This window comes from Streptomyces beihaiensis (assembly GCF_026274175.1).
GTDB classification, from domain to species: Bacteria; Actinomycetota; Actinomycetes; order Streptomycetales; family Streptomycetaceae; genus Streptomyces; species Streptomyces beihaiensis.
In genome coordinates this window covers 19,723-37,309 of sequence record NZ_JAPHNL010000285.1, presented here as the reverse complement: position 1 = coordinate 37,309, position 17,587 = coordinate 19,723, and the positions used below count along the sequence as shown (strand labels likewise).

Genomic DNA, 17,587 nt, shown 5'->3' with positions numbered 1-17,587 from the left:
GTGGAAGGCCCGGCCCCCGGCGCCACCTCCGGTGCCGTGTCCGGGCCGGGGGCCGGGAGCCTCGTCGAGTGGCTCGCCGCGCCGCGACCCGAGGCGGCGCCGGGGCTCTGGCGGCTCGGGTACCGGCCGCGCGACCCCGAGCCGGACGTCGCGGGCGACCGGCGCAGGCTGCTGGTCGGTCTCGTCGTCTCCACCGTGCTCGGGCTGCTGTTCTGGTCCCTGTGGCGGCACGGCGGCATCCCGTACCAGTCGGCACCGCTGAAGCTGTTCACACCGGGCGAGTGGTACTGGCCCGGCAGCGCGAGCCCCCGCACCTGGCAGGGCGTGGACGCCCACGTCGTCTACGACGGGGTGGTCTTCGCAGCGCTCGTCCTCAGCGTAGGGCGGCTCGGCGGATGGCCCGACGCGATCCAGCGGTTCGTGGTGCGCCGCCCGCAGCCCGGCCGGGCCGCCGTCGCCCTGGTCGCCGCCGTCGCGGTCCTCGTCTTCGTCTGGCCCGACGCCCTCGGCCTTGACTGGCGCCCGCTGCCGGTCGTCGACCCGGTGCTCTCCCTCATCACCCTCGTCTCGGGCGGTCCGGGCATCTTCACCTCCCCCGTCCTCACCGACCTCGTCTACGCCGCCATCACCCTCGCCGTGCTGTGGCCGTTCGCCCGGATCGGCGGCTGGTGGGAGGCGCTGCGCGCGGGCCGGGGACGTGCTGCCGGGACCGGCGGCGCGCCCCGCGGGCCCGCCGCGCCGCCCCGCCCCACCGGAGCACCCGCGCCCGCGCCCTGGCCCGAGCTGCGCGCCGCGGGCCAGGCCAGGGCCGCCGACCTGCTCGGCACCGAACTGGCCACCGGCCGGATGAACGACGTGGACTGCGCCCGCGTCGCCCGCGTCTGGAGCGCCGCCAAGGACCCCGTCGCCCAGGCGTCGTTCGCCGACACCGTCGCCCGGTACGGCGCGGCCGCCTGGACCCACCCGTCCGGCCTGCGCGACCTGCCCGTGCGCACCGCCACCCACGACCTGCTCGTCGGCCAGGTCAGGATCGGCCGCTACGCGCACGACGAGCGCAACCCGTACGGCGTGCGCGGCGCCGCCGCCGCCCTCGACCCCGGTGTGCTCGGCACGTCGCTGCTCGCCGTGGGTCCGCCCGGCACCGGCAAGACGGGCCGCCTGATGCGCCCGGTGACCGAGGCGCTCGCCCTGCAGGCGCTGACCGGTCAGGCCGCCGTGGTCACCGTGGGCGCGGCCGGTGCCGACCTCGGTCCCGACGACGCGTACGACGTGGTGGTCAGGCCCGGCGACCCGGCCTCCGCGCACGACCTCGACCTGTACGCGGGGTGCGCCGACCCCGACGAGGCCGCCGCGTTCCTCGCCGAGGGCCTGGTCGGCGACCTCGACGGGGTCGACACACAGCGCGCCGCCGTCGCCCTCGCCCAACTGCTCGGCCCGCACCACGCCGCGTACGGGCGCTTCCCGACCGTGCCCGAGCTGCGGGAACTCTTGGAGGGCGAGCCCACGGCGCTGGCCCGGCTGCGCGCCGGACTCGACGCCGCGACGCCCACCGGTGCGGCCTCCTCCCCGTCGCACGCCGCCATGCGCCGCGAGCTGGACGCCCGTAACCGCCAGGCGCACACCGTGGGGGACCCCGGCCCCGCCCTCGCCGACCGGCTCACCCTGCTCGACCGGCCCGCCTTCGCCCAGTTCTTCGCCACGGGGCCCGACGCCCGCCCGTTCTCCCTGCGCGCCGTCGCCCACCACCCGCTGCGCGTCCGCGTCGACCTGCCCGAACGCGCCCACGAAGAGGCGTCCCGGCTGCTCGCGCGCCTGCTGCTCGCCCAGTTCGGCCACGTCGTGCGGGCCCCTGGCCGCGGCGCGCACTTCGCCTGCCTGGTCCTCGACGACGCCGCTCGCACCCTCACCGCCGACAGCGTCCGCGCCATCCAGCGGCTCCGCTCGGCCGACGCGGGAGTCGTGCTCGGCCTGCGCACGGTCGGCGAGGTGCCCGAACGCCTTCAGGGCCCGTTGTACGCGGCCGTCGGCTGCCGCATGGCGTTCTCCGGGGTGACCACGTGGGACGGGCGGCGGTTCGCGGAGGCATGGGGCACCGAGTGGGTGGAGACCACCGAGGTGGCCCAGCACACGGTCTTCGCCGACCAGCCGATGACGCGGGCGCTGCACTCCCTGCGGAAATTCCTCACCGGCAAGGCCGTCACCACCGACGCGGTCACGGTCCGCCAGGTGGAGCGGGAGCGCTGGTCCGCCTCCGACCTCGCCCACGCCGTGCCGCCCGGCCACGCCGTGCTCTCGCTCACCACCGTGCGCGGCGAGCATGCCCCGCCGCTCCTCGTGGACCTGCGCGACCAAGACCCGCGCGCCAGGCGCGGCTGAACTCCCCGGCTCGGCTGAACGGCCCGGCTCGGCTGAACGGCCCGGCTCTGCTGAACGCCCGGTGAATCCTGGCCCGGACTGTCTGAAGACCGGCTGAGGATCTCGGGCCGAGCCTTCCGTCGTGCGGACGGTGAGGCAGAATCGACACAGGCCGTTCATACGGACGGGCCAAATCTCTTACAAGATCACCAGCATCTGGCACGCACGTTCATTCGATCATTCGCACACTCGCTCAGTTGAAGGCCCCCATGCCGCCCACGCTCGCCTCGCTCGTTCACCACTCGGCGCTCAAGCTCGCCGTGCGCGCGGGCGAGGACCGCCTCGACACCCCGGTCCGCTGGGCACACGTGAGCGAGCTCGCCGACCCCGTCCCGTACATGGAGGGCGGCGAGCTGCTGCTCATCACCGCCCTCAAGCTGGACGCCGAGGACCCGCAGACCATGAGCCGCTACGTGAAACGGCTGGTCGCCGCGGGCGTCGTCGGCCTCGGCTTCGCGGTCGGCGTCAACTACGACGACGTACCCGACGCGCTCGTGCAGGCGGCGCGTGCGGAGGGCCTTCCGCTGCTCGCGGTGCCGCCCCGCACGCCGTTCATCGCCATCAGCAAGGCCGTCTCCGCCGCCATCGCGGCCGACCAGTACCGCGCCGTCACCTCCGGCTTCGCCGCCCAGCGGGAACTGACCAAACAGGCCCTCGGCGGCGGCCCGGAGGGGCTGCTCTCCGTGCTCGCCGGGCAGGTCGACGGGTGGGCGGCGCTGTACGACGCCTCGGGCGCGGTCGTCGCCACTGCGCCCGGCTGGGCGGGGCGCAGGGCCGCCCGGCTCACCCCCGACGTCGAACGGCTCCGGGACCGGCCGGCGCCCGCCAGCGCCGTGGTCTCCGGGGGCACGGACGACCGGATCGAACTGCACTCCATCGGTACCGGGCGGCGTCCACGCGCCGCGCTCGCCGTGGGCACCGCATCGCCCCTCGGCACGGCCGAGCGGTACGCGCTGCACTCGGCGATCGCCCTGCTCACCCTCACCACGGAGCGCTCGCGGGCCCTGTACGCGGCCGAGCAGCGGATCGGCGCGGCGGTGCTGCGCATGCTGCTCGCGGGCGAACCCGACCACGCGCGGACGGTCGCCGGGAATCTGTACGGCGCCCTGCTCGACGCCCCGTTCCGCCTGATGATCGCGGAGGCGGTTGCGCCGCCCCCGGCCACGAAGCCCGGCACAGGCGCGGGTGCGGGTACGAGCAGGAGCGCGGGCACGTCCACCGGCACCGCGTCGCTGCTGGCCGAGGCCGTCGTGGGCACATCGGACGACCGGGCCCCGGGCCACGCCCTGATCCTCTCCACGCCGTACGACGAGGTGGCGGACCCCGACCCGGTCTCGGTCCTCGCCGACGTCGTCGAGTCGGCCGCCGCACGCTCCGGCGAGGCCGTCCTCGTGGTACCCGACGGCGACCGCCTCATCCTGCTCGCGGCCGACGGGGGAGCGGCCGTCGCCGCGTGCGAGCACTACGCGCGGACCCTGGAGGCGACACGGGCCACCGCCCGCGACCACGGTGACACCCCCGCCGACGAACTGGTCGTCGGCTGCTCGGCTCCGGCCGGGCCGATCGCCGCCGCGTCGGCGTTCAAACAGGCCGAGCAGGCGCTGTCGGTGGCCCGCAGGCGCGGGCGCATCCTCGTCGAGCACGAGGACGTCGCGGCGGGCTCGGTCCTCCCGCTCCTCGGCGACGACGCCGTACGCGCCTTCGCGGACGGCCTGCTGCGCGCCCTGCGCGACCACGACGCGACGGGCCGCGGCGACCTGATCGCGTCGCTGCGCGCCTGGCTCTCCCACCACGGTCAGTGGGACGCGGCGGCGACCGACCTGGGCGTCCACCGCCACACGCTCCGCTACCGGATGCGCAGGGTCGAGGAGATTCTGGGCCGCTCGCTGGACGACCCGGACGTGCGCATGGAGTTGTGGCTGGCGCTGAAGGCGACGGGAGCCTGAGCGCTCACACTCCGCCTGCCTGCCTGCCTGCCTGCCTGCCTGTCCGTCCTGCCTTGTCGCTTGCTTGCTTGCTACGGACTGTCCAACTTTCGATGCCCAACCACTCCGTCCCGTCCAATCCGCCCTCGCGTCCTGCCGCCCTACCGTGTTCACGGCACCCCGCCGTCCGCCGCACAGGCGCCCGCACACGAAAGGGCCGGTAGACCCACATGACCGCCACCCACGCCTTCTGGCTCGCCGGCCGCCAGGCCACCGGAACCGAGACGTTCGACGTCCACAACTCCTACGACGGCCGCCTCGTCGGCACCGTCGCCGTCCCGACCGAGGCCCAGGTCGAGGAGGCCGTCGCCGCGGCCCACGCCGTGGTGGACGAGTTCGCTGCGACCCCCGCCCACGTACGTGCCAAGGCCCTGAACCACGTGGCCGACCGTCTCCTGGAGCGCACCGAGGAGCTCGCGCGGCTCATCTCCGCCGAGAACGGCAAGCCGGTCAAGTGGGCGCGCGGCGAGGTCGGCCGCGCGGTCTCCGTGTTCCGGTTCGCCGCGGAGGAGGCCCGCCGCTGGAACAGCGGCGAGGCCCAGCGCCTCGACACCGACCAGGGCGGTCAGGGCCGACTCGCCCTGACCCGCCGCATCCCCAAGGGCGTCGTCCTCGGCATCGCACCGTTCAACTTCCCGCTGAACCTCAGCGCCCACAAGGTGGCCCCGGCGATCGCGGTGGGTGCCCCGATCATCCTGAAGCCGGCCCCGGCGACCCCGATCTCCTCCCTCGTCCTCGGTGAACTCCTCGCGGAGACGGACCTCCCGGCGGGCTCCTGGTCGGTCCTGACGGTCCCGAACGACCGCATGCCCGCCCTGGTCCAGGACGAGCGCCTGCCCGTCATCTCCTTCACGGGCTCCGACAAGGTCGGCTACGCGATCATGGACAGCGTGCCGCGCAAGCACTGCACGCTGGAGCTCGGTGGCAACGGCGCGGCGGTCGTCCTCGCCGACTACGCCGGCGACGCCGACCTGGACTGGGCGGCGAACCGCATCGCGACCTTCTCCAACTACCAGGGCGGCCAGTCCTGCATCTCGGTGCAGCGGGTCATCGCCGACGCCGCCGTCTACGACCGTCTCGTGCCGAAGGTCGTCGCCGCGGTCGAGGCCCAGGTGACCGGTGACCCGTCCGACTCCGCCACCGATGTCGGCCCGCTGGTCAGCGAGGACGCGGCCAAGCGCGTCGAGTCCTGGGTGGACGAGGCGGTGTCGGCGGGCGCGTCGCTCCTCGCGGGCGGCAAGCGCGACGGCGCCACCTACGCCCCGACGGTCCTCGCCGACGTCCCGGACGACGTCACGATCTCCTGCGAGGAGGTCTTCGGCCCGGTCCTGACGCTCAAGAAGGTGGACGGCGAGGAGGCCGCCTTCGCCGAGGTCAACTCCTCCAAGTACGGCCTCCAGGCAGGCGTGTTCACGCACGACCTGCACACGGCCTTCCGCGCCCACCGCGCCCTGGAGGTCGGCGGTGTCGTCATCGGCGACGTCCCTTCCTACCGGGCCGACCAGATGCCGTACGGCGGCGCCAAGCAGTCCGGCGTGGGCCGTGAGGGCGTCCGCTACGCGATGGACGACTACACGTACGAGCGCGTCCTGGTCCTGACGGGCCTCACGCTGTAACCAGCGCGTACGCGTCCCCGAACCCGGCGGCCGGAGCCCACTGTGCGGGGGCTCCGGCCGCCGGCTCTCTTCACGTCAGCGGGCCTGGGCGATGAGGAGGGCGATGTCGTCGAACGTGTCGCCGTCGCGCAGGGTTTCGAGGAGATGGGTGCAGGTGGCCTCCGTGGGGTGGCTGTGCTCGGTGAGCAGCCGGAGGAGGAGGTCCAGGCGGTCGTCGATGGGGTGGTTCCGCGTCTCGACCAGGCCGTCCGTGTAGAGGACGAGACGGTCGTGCGGGTTGAGGGCCAGGTCGGTGGTGCGGTACTCGACGCCGCCGACGCCCAGCGGCGCTCCGGTCGGCAGGTTCAGCAGGCGCGGCGGATGGCCGTGGGGGATCAGGACGGGCGGCATGTGGCCGGCGTTGGAGATGCGCAGGGTGTGGTGGTGCGGGTCGTACACGGCGTAGACGCAGGTGGCGATGTGGGGTTCCAGCTTGGCGGTGGTCTTGTCGAGGTGGTGGAGGACCTCGTCCGGGGCCATGGCCAGGTCGGAGTAGGCCAGTGTCGCGGTGCGCAGGCGGCCCATGGCCGCGGCGGCGTCGATGCCGTGGCCCATCACGTCGCCGACGACGAGCGCGGTGCGCTCGCCGTCCAGGGGGATGACGTCGTACCAGTCGCCGCCGACGGCGGAGGACGCCTGGGCGGGCTGGTAACGGGAGCAGACGTCCAGGCCGTGCAGGGGAGGCGGCGGGTTGGGCAGCAGGCTGCGTTGCAGGGTCTCCGCGGAGCTGCGGACGCTCTGGTGCCAGCGGGCGTTGTCGATGGCGATGGCGGCGCGTGCGGCCAGTTCCCTGGCGAGCAGGACGTCGTCCTGGTCGAACGCGGCCTGGGTGCGGGCACGGGCGAGGGCGAGGGTGCCCAGGACCTCGTCGCGCGCGGTCAGCGGTACCGCGAGGTAGGAGTGGACCCCCGCCGTGGCCAGTCGTTTCGCGGCGTCCTCGTCGCGGGCGACGCGCGGCAGGTCGCTGTCGGTGACCTCCGGCACGAGAACGGGGGCGGCGGTGCGGACACAGCGGGTGATCAGCCGGTCGGCGTGGTAGGAGGCCAGATGGCCGATGGGGTCCACCGCGTCGGCGGCCTCGGTGGGGTACGCCGTGGCCAGGCCCATGGCACGGAAGCGGCGCGGCCCGTCGCCCTCGTCGCCGCTGCGCAGTTCGAGCGCGGAGTCGAGAATGTCGACCGCCGCGACGTCGGCCAGGACGGGGACGACCGCGTCCGCCAGTTCCTGCGCGGTCCGCTCCACGTCCAGCGTCGTGCCCACGGTGGCGGACGCCCGCGCGATCAGGTCGAGTCTGCGGCGTCCTCGTTCCGCCTCGGTCCGCGCGAGGTGGCGCGGCGTGATGTCGACGACCGAGTTCGCGACGCCCATCACCTGCCCCTGTGCGCCCTCCAGGCGGTAGTACGACACCGACCACGCGTGGTCGTGGTCCGGGTCGGCCGGGGTGCGGCCCACGACGTTGCGGTCGATGACCGGGACCCCGGTGGTGAGCACCTCGCGCAGGGTGGCTTCGATGGCGTCGACGTCCCCCAGGAACGTGAGGATGTCGCGGGGGTGGTGGCCGATGTGTTCGGCGGCGCTCAGGCCGTTTATCCGTTCCAGCGCGGGGTTGACCAGCAGATAGCGCAGGTCCTGGTCGAGCAGGGCGAGGCCGATGGGGGACTGGGTGATCAGCTGCTGGGACAGGGCGAGGCCCGTCTCCACCCGCTGGAGCGTCGGCTGGTCGGCGGCGATTCCGAGCGCGTACACGTCGCCGCGGTCGTCGAGCAGCCGCATGTTGCGGAACTCGACCAGCCGGGTGCGGCCGTCCTTGTGCCGGATCGGGAAGGCGCCCGCCCAGCCGGTCCCGGTGGACATGACCTCGGAGAACAGCCGTGCCGCCGCCTCCTGGTGCCGGCGGTGGAGCAGCAGCGGCGCGGCGTACTCACCGAGCGCCTCCTGGGCGGTGTAACCGAAGACGTCCTCGGCCTGCGGGCTCCACAGCACGATGCGGCCGGTGGAGTCCACGACGACCGCGCACACGCTCAGCAGGTCGAGGAGGCCGCCCGGGGGTGTGCTCGTACGGGCGCCGCCGCTCGCCGAGAACGGCTCGCTGCCACGCATCAGGAACGGCTCCCTCCTGCACCCGTCTCCCCGGCGCACGCCGGAGCACGTCCCCTCCATGCTCCCTCGGGTCGGGTGCCGATACGAGCCGGATCGCTGAGCGTGAGCGTTTCAGGGGGACGACACGCCGCCCTCCGGGGGAGCCGCGGGGGCCGTGGACGCCGGAAAGGGGACGCTCCAGCTCTCCTCCTCCAGCAGCAGACCATTGGCCAGGTAGCTGATCGTGCGATACCAGCCGGCCAGGACGAGAAGCTCCAGAAGCTGCTCGTCCGTGTAGTACCCGCGCGGCGTGTCCCAGGTGGGCCGGGAGAGCCGGGCCGTGTCGTGCAGCTCGTCGACGGCGGCGATCAGGGCGGCGTGGCGTGGCTCCCGGACGTCAGGGGCGCGCGGGCCGAAGCCGGCGGTGGCGCGCAGCTGTTCGGGGCTGAGCCCGGCCTGCGCCGCGAGGGCCGCGGCACGCACACCCGACTCGTACGCGCATCCCGAACGCACGGTCACCCGGGCGGTCACGACCTCGCGGTCGGCGGCGGGCAGCAGCCCGTGCCCCAGGAGTCCGGCGCCCAGCGCGAACATGCGCGAGGCCGGCTCCGGGGCGCGGTGCAGCACCCGGAACAGCGCGAGCGGCTCGTGGGCCGTGAACTCGTGGAACTGCCCGGCCCGTTGGACGAGTGGAGCCGCCGGTGGGCGCAGGAGACCAAGACCTGAGCCGCCGCCGGGACGTCACCCGAGGATCATCTCCATGAGCCGACGATGGGTCTCGTCGTCCGCGGCCACCACGAGGCCGGAGCCACCCGCTTCGAGAGGCGTGCCGTCGACCCCGGTGACCACGCAGCCGGCCGCCCGGCACAGGGCGATACCGGCCGCGAAGTGCACGCTCCCCGACAGGACACCGCCATCGGTGACGTACGCGGCGCGACGACCCGCGGCGACCCAGGCCAGCGCGAGCGAGGTGGAGACGACCCGGGGCCGGAACCGTTGGCCGAAATCCGGGTGGGCGAGCAGGTCCGCGGCCCGGAACGCGGGCGCGCTCGGGAACGGCGGATCGAGGTTCACGTCCACCAGACGGGTGACCGAGGTGGGTGCGAGCCCGGCCGTCGCCCCGTCGTCCTGCCGGGCCTGCTGGACCCAGGCGGTCTCCCCGTCCGTGGCGAAGACCTCGCCGCTGAACGGGTCGGCGACGGCCGCGGGGCCGCCGCGCAGCGCGACGTTGACGGCGACCAGCAGGGTGCCGACGGCGTAGTTCAGCGTGCCGCACAAGGGATCGACCAGCCACTGCCGAACAGCCTCCGCGCCGCCGTGCCGCCCGCTCTCCTCGCCGAGTACGCCGTCCTCGGGGCGGGCGGCGCGGATGACGCCGAGGATCGCCTTCTCGGCCGCGATGTCGGCGGCCGTCGCGAAGTCGCCCTGACCCTTGTCGACCCGGTCGAGCGCCCGGCCGTACAGGTCCCGCACGACGTCCGCCCCCGCGGTCGCGGCGGCCACCGCGACCGCCACATCACCAGAACACGCTGTCGACTCGATCACACCGCGCAGAACAGCGGCGCCCCCGCCCGTGGCCGCGGGCGGCCCGAGCCGCCCGGGACATCCGCCGGTCGGGTGCACGGGGGCTGGCCGGGATGCCCGTTATCGGGTACATACGATCGAGTAGCACCGGTCGGTAGCGGGCCGGCCCTGTGACCCCGATACGCGGCGAGGTGAACCTCATGTCCGCAACACCCCAGCAGCAGGCGAAGGTCTCCGAGCAGGAGGCGCGGCGGGTCGCCGAAGCCGCGCGCGAACAGGGCTGGCGCAAGCCCAGCTTCGCCAAGGAACTGTTCCTCGGCCGGTTCCGGCTCGACCTCATCCACCCGCACCCGCTCCCCGCCGACGAGGACGTACGGCGCGGCGAGGCGTTCCTCGACCGGCTGCGCGCCTTCTGCGAGAGCGAGGTGGACTCCGCCCGCATCGAGCGCGAGGCACGGATTCCCGACGAGACCGTGCGCGGGCTCAAGGAACTCGGCGCCCTCGGCATGAAGATCGGCACCGAGTACGGGGGCCTCGGACTCACGCAGGTCTACTACAACAAGGCCCTCGCGCTCGTCGGCTCCGCGAGCCCCGCCATCGGGGCGCTGCTCTCGGCGCACCAGTCCATCGGCGTACCGCAGCCCCTGAAGCTCTTCGGCACGCAGGAGCAGAAGGACACCTTCATGCCGCGGTGCGCCCGCACCGACATCAGCGCCTTCCTGCTGACCGAGCCGGACGTCGGCTCCGACCCGGCGCGGCTCGCCACCAGCGCGGTGCCCGACGGCGACGACACGTACGTCCTCGACGGAGTGAAACTGTGGACCACCAACGGTGTCGTCGCCGACCTGCTCGTCGTCATGGCGCGCGTGCCGCGGTCCGAGGGCCACAAGGGCGGCATCACGGCCTTCGTGGTCGAGGCCGACTCGCCCGGCATCACCGTGGAGAACCGCAACGCCTTCATGGGCCTGCGCGGCATCGAGAACGGCGTCACCCGCTTCCACCAGGTGCGCGTCCCCGCGGCCAACCGGATCGGCCCCGAGGGCGCGGGCCTCAAGATCGCGCTCACCACGCTCAACACCGGCCGCCTCTCCCTGCCCGCCATGTGCGTCGGCGCGGGCAAGTGGTGTCTGAAGATCGCCCGCGAGTGGTCGGCCGAGCGCGAGCAGTGGGGCAAGCCCGTCGCGCTCCACGAAGCCGTCGGCTCGAAGATCTCGTTCATCGCGGCGACCACCTTCGCCCTGGAGGCGGTCCTCGACCTGTCGTCCCAGATGGCCGACGAGGACCGCAACGACATCCGCATCGAAGCCGCCCTCGCCAAGCTCTACGGTTCCGAGATGGCCTGGCTCATGGCCGACGAGACGGTGCAGATCCGCGGCGGCCGCGGTTTCGAGACCGCCGAGTCGCTCGCCGCGCGCGGCGAACGCGCCGTCCCCGCCGAGCAGATACTGCGCGACCTGCGCATCAACCGCATCTTCGAGGGCTCGACCGAGATCATGCACCTGCTGATCGCCCGCGAGGCCGTCGACGCGCACCTGTCGGTGGCGGGCGATCTGATCGACCCCGACAAGTCCCTCTCCGACAAGGCAAGGGCGGGCGCGAAAGCCGGTGGCTTCTACGCCCGATGGCTGCCCAAGCTCGTCGCGGGGCCCGGCCAACTCCCTCGCTCGTACGCCGAGTTCGACCACCACGGCCACCCGCACCTGTCCACCCACCTGCGCTACGTCGAACGCTGCGCCCGCAAACTCGCCCGCTCCACCTTCTACGGCATGTCGCGCTGGCAGGGCCGCATGGAGACCAAGCAGGGCTTCCTCGGCCGTGTCGTCGACATCGGCGCCGAACTCTTCGCGATGAGCGCCGCCTGCGTGCGGGCCGAACTCCTGCGCACCACCGGCGACCACGGCCGCGAGGCCCACCAGCTCGCGGACGCCTTCTGCCGCCAGGCCCGCATCCGCGTCGACGAACTCTTCGCCCGCCTGTGGACCAACACCGACGACGTCGACCGCAAGGTCGTCAAGAGCGTGCTCGGCGGCGCGTACACCTGGCTGGAGGAGGGCGTCATCGACCCGAGCGGCGAGGGCCCCTGGATCGCCGACCAGACACCGGGCCCGAGCAAGCGGGAGAACGCCCGCCGCCCGTTTTGCTGACCGGGAGCCGCCGAGGCGGGGCGCCCCTCACGCGTACGCGTGAACACGTACGCGTGAACTCGTACGGGGGCGCCCTGTCGGACACACGGCCAAGCCACGCAACAATGGGGGGATGACCGACAGCCCCGCCAGCCCATCACCTCTCGCGGATCCGCATCTCGTCTTCGACCCCGCGCCCGTGCCCGGCGCCGACGGACCCCGGGACATCGTCGTCCTCGGCGCCACCGGCTCGATCGGCACGCAGGCGGTCGACCTCGTGCTGCGCAACCCGGACCGGTTCCGTGTCGTCGGCCTCAGCGCCGCCGGCGGCCGTGTCGCGCTCCTCGCCGAGCAGGCGCGCCGGCTGCGCGTGCGCACCGTCGCCGTCGCCCGCGAGGACGCCGTGCCCGCGCTGCGCGAGGCCCTGCGCGAGCAGTACGGCGCGGGGGAGGCGCTTCCCGAGATCCTCGCGGGCCCCGACGCGGCCACCGAGCTGGCCGGGCGCGGCGACTGCCACACCGTCCTCAACGGCATCACCGGCTCCATCGGCCTGGCGCCCACGCTCGCCGCGCTCAAGGCGGGCCGCACCCTCGCCCTCGCCAACAAGGAGTCGCTGATCGTCGGCGGCCCGCTGGTCAAGGCGCTCGCCCGGCCCGGCCAGATCATCCCGGTCGACTCCGAGCACGCCGCCCTCTTCCAGGCGCTCGCCGCGGGCACCCGCGCCGACGTGCGCAAACTCGTCGTCACCGCCTCCGGCGGCCCGTTCCGGGGACGTACGAAGGCGGACCTGGCGGACGTCACCGTCGAGGACGCGCTCGCCCACCCCACCTGGGCGATGGGCCCGGTCATCACGATCAACTCGGCGACCCTCGTCAACAAGGGGCTGGAGGTCATCGAGGCACACCTGCTCTACGACATCCCCTTCGACCGCATCGAGGTCGTCGTCCACCCCCAGTCGTACGTCCACTCCATGGTCGAGTACGTCGACGGTTCCTCGCTGCTCCAGGCCACCCCGCCCGACATGCGCGGGCCCATCGCCATCGGCCTCGGCTGGCCCGAGCGGGTCCCGGACGCGGCCCCGGCCTTCGACTGGACGAAGGCGTCGAGCTGGGAGTTCTTCCCGCTCGACGACGACGCCTTCCCGTCCGTCGCGCTCGCCCGGCACGTCGGCGAGCTCGCGGGCACCGCACCGGCCGTGTTCAATGCCGCCAACGAGGAAAGCGTCGACGCGTTCCTCAAGGGCGCCCTGCCGTTCAACGGCATCATGGAGACCGTGACAAAGGTCGTGGACGAACACGGCACCCCCGCAACGGGAACTTCGCTCACGGTCACGGACGTCCTCGAAGCAGAGACCTGGGCGCGCGCCCGCGCCCGGGAACTGACAGCTCAGGACAAGGCCACCGTGGAGGCTCGTGCATGACGACCCTGATGATGATCCTCGGCATTGTGGTCTTCGCCGTGGGTCTACTGGTCTCCATCGCCTGGCACGAACTGGGCCACCTGTCGACGGCCAAGCTCTTCGGCATCCGCGTGCCGCAGTACATGGTGGGCTTCGGCCGCACCATCTGGTCGCGCAAGAAGGGCGAGACCGAGTACGGCATCAAGGCCATCCCGCTCGGCGGCTACATCCGCATGATCGGCATGTTCCCGCCCGGCAAGGACGGCAAGATCGAATCCCGCTCCACCTCGCCGCTGCGCTCCATGGTCGAGGACGCCCGCTCGGCCGCCTTCGAGGAACTGCAGCCCGGCGACGAGACCCGCCTCTTCTACACGCGCAAGCCGTGGAAGCGGGTCATCGTCATGTTCGCCGGTCCCTTCATGAACCTGATCCTCGCCATCGGGCTCTTCCTGACCGTCCTGATGGGCTTCGGCATCACCCAGCAGACCAACGTCGTCAGCTCGGTCTCGCCCTGCGTCATCAAGGCCAGCGCGAACCGCGACACCTGCAAGGCGTCCGACGCCGAGTCCCCGGCGCACGCCGCGGGCCTCAAACCGAAGGACAAGATCGTCTCCTTCGACGGCGTGCCGACCGGCAAGTGGAACACCCTCTCCGACGAGATCCGCAAGAGCGCCGGGAAGACCGTCCCGATCGTCGTCGAGCGCGACGGCAAGCGGAAGACGCTCACCGCGACCATCGTCACGAACCAGGTCGTGAAGAAGGACTCCAGCGGCCGCGTCGTCGACGGCTACGTCCCGGCGGGCTTCCTCGGCTTCACCGCCGCCACGGGCGTCGTGCACCAGGACTTCGGCGACTCCGTGACCTGGATGACCGACCGGGTCGGCGACGCCGTCGACAACATCGTCGCCCTGCCGGGCAAGATCCCCGCGCTGTGGGACGCCGCCTTCGACCACGCCCCGCGCAAGCCGGACTCCCCGATGGGCGTGGTCGGCGCGGCCCGCGTCGGCGGCGAGATCTTCACCATGAACATCCCGGCCACACAGCAGCTCGCCATGGCCCTGATGCTGGTCGCGGGCTTCAACCTGTCGCTGTTCCTCTTCAACATGCTGCCGCTGCTCCCGCTCGACGGCGGCCACATCGCGGGCGCCCTGTGGGAGTCGCTGCGGCGGAACGTGGCGCGCGTCTTCCGGCGCCCCGACCCGGGCCCGTTCGATGTCGCGAAACTCATGCCGGTCGCGTACGTGGTGGCGGGCGTGTTCGTCTGCTTCACCCTGCTCGTCCTCGTCGCCGACGTCGTCAACCCGGTGAAAATCTCCTGATCACGAGGTGTTCACCGGGGCGTTCACGGGCGCCGGACAGCGGTCGGTCCGGCGCCCTGCTTTCGAGTGGGTTTGGCGGGGCGGGGTGTGCTCCGGCGCGGGCCGGTGACGTAATCTCGATGGCCTGGGACTCGATCCACACCTTGGGGTTGCACAGCAGATGACTGCGATTTCACTCGGCATGCCGGACGTACCGATCAAGCTCGCCGAGCGGCGCAAGAGCCGGCAGATCCAGGTCGGCACGGTGGCCGTCGGCGGAGACGCGCCGATCTCGGTGCAGTCGATGACGACGACGCGCACGTCGGACATCGGCGCCACGCTCCAGCAGATCGCCGAGCTGACCGCGTCCGGCTGCCAGATCGTCCGCGTGGCCTGCCCGACGCAGGACGACGCCGACGCGCTGCCGGTCATCGCCAAGAAGTCGCAGATCCCGGTGATCGCCGACATCCACTTCCAGCCGAAGTACGTGTTCGCGGCCATCGAGGCGGGCTGCGCGGCGGTCCGCGTCAACCCCGGCAACATCAAGCAGTTCGACGACAAGGTCAAGGAGATCGCCCAGGCGGCGAAGGACCACGGCACCCCGATCCGCATCGGCGTCAACGCGGGCTCCCTCGACCGGCGCCTGCTCCAGAAGTACGGCAAGGCGACGCCCGAGGCGCTCGCCGAGTCGGCCCTGTGGGAGGCGTCGCTCTTCGAGGAGCACGGCTTCCGCGACATCAAGATCTCGGTCAAGCACAACGACCCGGTCGTGATGGTCAACGCCTACCGGCTGCTCGCCTCCCAGTGCGACTATCCGCTGCACCTCGGTGTCACGGAGGCCGGACCGGCCTTCCAGGGCACGATCAAGTCGGCCGTCGCCTTCGGCGCGCTGCTCTCCGAGGGCATCGGCGACACGATCCGCGTATCGCTCTCCGCGCCCCCGGTCGAGGAGATCAAGGTCGGCAACCAGATCCTGGAGTCCCTCGGCCTGCGCCCGCGCCGCCTGGAGATCGTCTCCTGCCCGTCCTGCGGCCGCGCCCAGGTCGACGTCTACAAGCTGGCCGAGGAGGTCACGGCGGGCCTCGACGGCATGGAGGTCCCGCTGCGCGTCGCCGTCATGGGCTGCGTCGTCAACGGTCCGGGCGAGGCCCGTGAGGCCGACCTCGGCGTCGCCTCCGGCAACGGCAAGGGCCAGATCTTCGTCAAGGGCGAGGTCATCAAGACGGTGCCCGAGTCGAAGATCGTGGAGACCCTCATCGAGGAAGCGATGAAGATCGCGGAGCAGATGGAGAAGGACGGTGTGACGTCGGGCGAGCCGTCGGTGTCGGTGGCCGGCTGACCGGGGCTCCGCGGCCGCGCCCCCGACGCAGGCGGCACCACACGACACCGGCAGGTACAGTGCGGAGATCAGCAGCCCATCTGGTGAGGCCCCCCGCACGTGTTGACTCAGACCACCACCCGGGTCCTCGAACCGAGTGACCTGGACGCCGCGCTCGCCGTCCTCGACCGCGAGCCCGTCGTCAATGCCTTCGTCACGGCCCGCGTACGCGTCGCGGGCCTCGACCCGTGGCGGCTCGGCGGCGAGATGTGGGGCTGGTACGAGGACGGCATGCTGCGGTCGCTGTGCTACGCGGGCGCCAACCTCGTACCGATCTGCGCCACCGACAGAGCCGTACGCGGCTTCGCCGACCGCGCCCGCCGCGCGGGCCGCCGCTGCTCGTCCATCGTCGGCCCCGCCGAACCCACCGCCCTGCTGTGGCGCCTGCTCGAACCGTCCTGGGGCCCGGCCCGCGAGGTCCGCGCCCGCCAGCCGCTGATGGTCGCCGACCGGCTCAGCGCCGACGTCGCCCCCGACCCGTACGTGCGGCGCGTCCGCAAGGACGAGATGGACACGATCATGCCGGCGTGCGTGGCGATGTTCACCGAGGAGGTCGGTGTCTCCCCGCTCGCCGGCGACGGCGGCCTGCTCTACCAGGCACGTGTCGCCGAACTCGTCGGCGCGGGCCGCTCCTTCGCCCGCATCGACGAGCACGGCCAGGTCGTCTTCAAGGCCGAGATCGGCGCCGCGACCGCCGACGCCTGCCAGATCCAGGGCGTCTGGGTCGCCCCCGAGTACCGCGGCAGGGGGCTCGCGGCCCCCGGCATGTCCGCCGTGCTGCGCTACGCCCTCGCGGACGTCGCCCCCGTCGCCAGCCTCTACGTCAACGACTTCAACCTGCCCGCCCGCGCCGCCTACCGGCGGGTGGGTTTCCAGGAGGTCGGCACGTTCATGAGCGTGCTGTTCTGAGCTCCGGTTCTGAGTTCCGGTTCTGAGCCTCCGGCCCGGGGACGGTCCGGACAGTTCGCGATCACCCGCGGCAGCGGGCCCCGCGCGGGGTACCCTCCGGGCATGCCGCACCTCCCGCACCGGAACCGGAACCGTACGGGCGACACCGCCGTCACCGTCGGCCCCCTCGACCTGGCGGACCGCGTCGACGAGGCGCTCGCCGTGCAGGCCCACGCCTTCGGCCTGAGCGACGACGAGATCGCCGTGCGCCGCCAGATCGTGCTGCGGCACATCACGTTCCCCGGCGCCCGCGCCCTCGGCGCCACCACCGGGACAGGACGCCTCGTCGGCTTCGTCTACGGGATGCCCAACGACCGCGCCCACTGGTGGTCCACCGTCGTCGAGCCGTATCTGCGGGCCGGCGGCCAGGACCACTGGCTCGACGACTCCTTCGTCATCACCGAGCTGCACGTCCACCCCGGCTACCAGAACCGCGGCATCGGCCGTTCGCTGATCACCACCATCACGGACGGCGCCGCCGAGCCCCGCTCGATCCTCTCCGCGATCGACTTCGAGAGCCCGGCCCGCGGCCTGTACCGCTCCCTCGGCTACACCGACCTCGCCCGCCAGGTTCACTTCCCCAGCGCCCCCAGGCCGTACGCGGTGATGGGCGCCCCACTGCCGCTGCGGCGCCGGTCGCGCTGAACCGATTTCCGGCCGCGCGCGGCGCCCCGCTAGGGTCTGTCCGATGGGTCAGGCCGGATTCGGTCGGCCGTGCTCGGTCGGTGCCGCCGAGCGGGGTCTGGTGCGTGCGGCTGCAAGGCGGAAGAGGGCGTCGACGCG

General features: G+C 72.8%; 12 protein-coding genes. 9 read left to right on the top strand and 3 right to left on the bottom strand.

Annotation, left to right across the window (positions count from 1 at the left end; all coding sequences use genetic code 11):
• The 3 genes from OFY01_RS24660 to OFY01_RS24650 all read left to right on the top strand — a co-directional run bounded on the left by OFY01_RS24660 (position 1) and on the right by OFY01_RS24650 (position 6,016).
• Entirely contained in the window at positions 1 to 2,376 is a 2,376-nt protein-coding gene (locus tag OFY01_RS24660; protein WP_266603395.1) for an ATP/GTP-binding protein, read from the top strand.
• A gap of 248 nt (positions 2,377 to 2,624) precedes the next feature.
• Positions 2,625 to 4,361: a PucR family transcriptional regulator gene (locus OFY01_RS24655; RefSeq protein ID WP_266603399.1), complete on the top strand. Its 1,737-nt coding sequence runs from the start codon at positions 2,625 to 2,627 to the stop codon at positions 4,359 to 4,361.
• A gap of 209 nt (positions 4,362 to 4,570) precedes the next feature.
• Entirely contained in the window at positions 4,571 to 6,016 is a 1,446-nt protein-coding gene (locus OFY01_RS24650) for an aldehyde dehydrogenase family protein (RefSeq protein ID WP_266603394.1), read from the top strand.
• A 75-nt stretch (positions 6,017 to 6,091) separates the two neighbouring features.
• Here OFY01_RS24650 and OFY01_RS24645 read toward each other — a convergent pair whose 3' ends face one another.
• The 3 genes from OFY01_RS24645 to OFY01_RS24635 all read right to left on the bottom strand — a co-directional run bounded on the left by OFY01_RS24645 (position 6,092) and on the right by OFY01_RS24635 (position 9,679).
• Entirely contained in the window at positions 6,092 to 8,155 is a 2,064-nt protein-coding gene (locus OFY01_RS24645) for a SpoIIE family protein phosphatase (protein ID WP_266603393.1), read from the bottom strand.
• 111 nt (positions 8,156 to 8,266) lie between these two features.
• Complete coding sequence (locus OFY01_RS24640) at positions 8,267 to 8,761, bottom strand: carboxymuconolactone decarboxylase family protein (protein ID WP_266603392.1); 495 nt, start codon at positions 8,759 to 8,761, stop codon at positions 8,267 to 8,269.
• A gap of 114 nt (positions 8,762 to 8,875) precedes the next feature.
• Entirely contained in the window at positions 8,876 to 9,679 is an 804-nt protein-coding gene (locus OFY01_RS24635) for an inositol monophosphatase family protein (RefSeq protein WP_266603391.1), read from the bottom strand.
• 179 nt (positions 9,680 to 9,858) lie between these two features.
• Between OFY01_RS24635 and OFY01_RS24630 the strand changes: the two genes are divergently transcribed.
• The 6 genes from OFY01_RS24630 (at position 9,859) to OFY01_RS24605 (ending at position 17,449) form a co-directional block, all read left to right on the top strand.
• Entirely contained in the window at positions 9,859 to 11,802 is a 1,944-nt protein-coding gene (locus tag OFY01_RS24630; RefSeq protein ID WP_266603389.1) for an acyl-CoA dehydrogenase family protein, read from the top strand.
• Between the two features lie 112 nt (positions 11,803 to 11,914).
• A complete protein-coding gene (dxr, locus tag OFY01_RS24625; RefSeq protein ID WP_266603387.1) occupies positions 11,915 to 13,201 on the top strand; it encodes a 1-deoxy-D-xylulose-5-phosphate reductoisomerase in 1,287 nt (428 codons plus the stop codon).
• Positions 13,198 to 14,499 (top strand): M50 family metallopeptidase, encoded by a 1,302-nt coding sequence (locus OFY01_RS24620; RefSeq protein WP_266603385.1) that lies wholly within the window; start codon positions 13,198 to 13,200, stop codon positions 14,497 to 14,499. Before dxr ends, OFY01_RS24620 begins: the two co-directional genes overlap by 4 nt.
• Before the next feature lie 160 nt (positions 14,500 to 14,659).
• Positions 14,660 to 15,817: a flavodoxin-dependent (E)-4-hydroxy-3-methylbut-2-enyl-diphosphate synthase gene (ispG, locus tag OFY01_RS24615; RefSeq protein WP_266603384.1), complete on the top strand. Its 1,158-nt coding sequence runs from the start codon at positions 14,660 to 14,662 to the stop codon at positions 15,815 to 15,817.
• 99 nt (positions 15,818 to 15,916) lie between these two features.
• The gene (locus OFY01_RS24610) at positions 15,917 to 16,765 is read left to right on the top strand and encodes a GNAT family N-acetyltransferase (RefSeq protein WP_266603382.1); all 849 of its coding nucleotides are present in this window, start codon (positions 15,917 to 15,919) and stop codon (positions 16,763 to 16,765) included.
• Between the two features lie 102 nt (positions 16,766 to 16,867).
• Positions 16,868 to 17,449 (top strand): GNAT family N-acetyltransferase, encoded by a 582-nt coding sequence (locus tag OFY01_RS24605; protein WP_266603380.1) that lies wholly within the window; start codon positions 16,868 to 16,870, stop codon positions 17,447 to 17,449.
• Positions 17,450 to 17,587 lie beyond the last annotated feature (138 nt).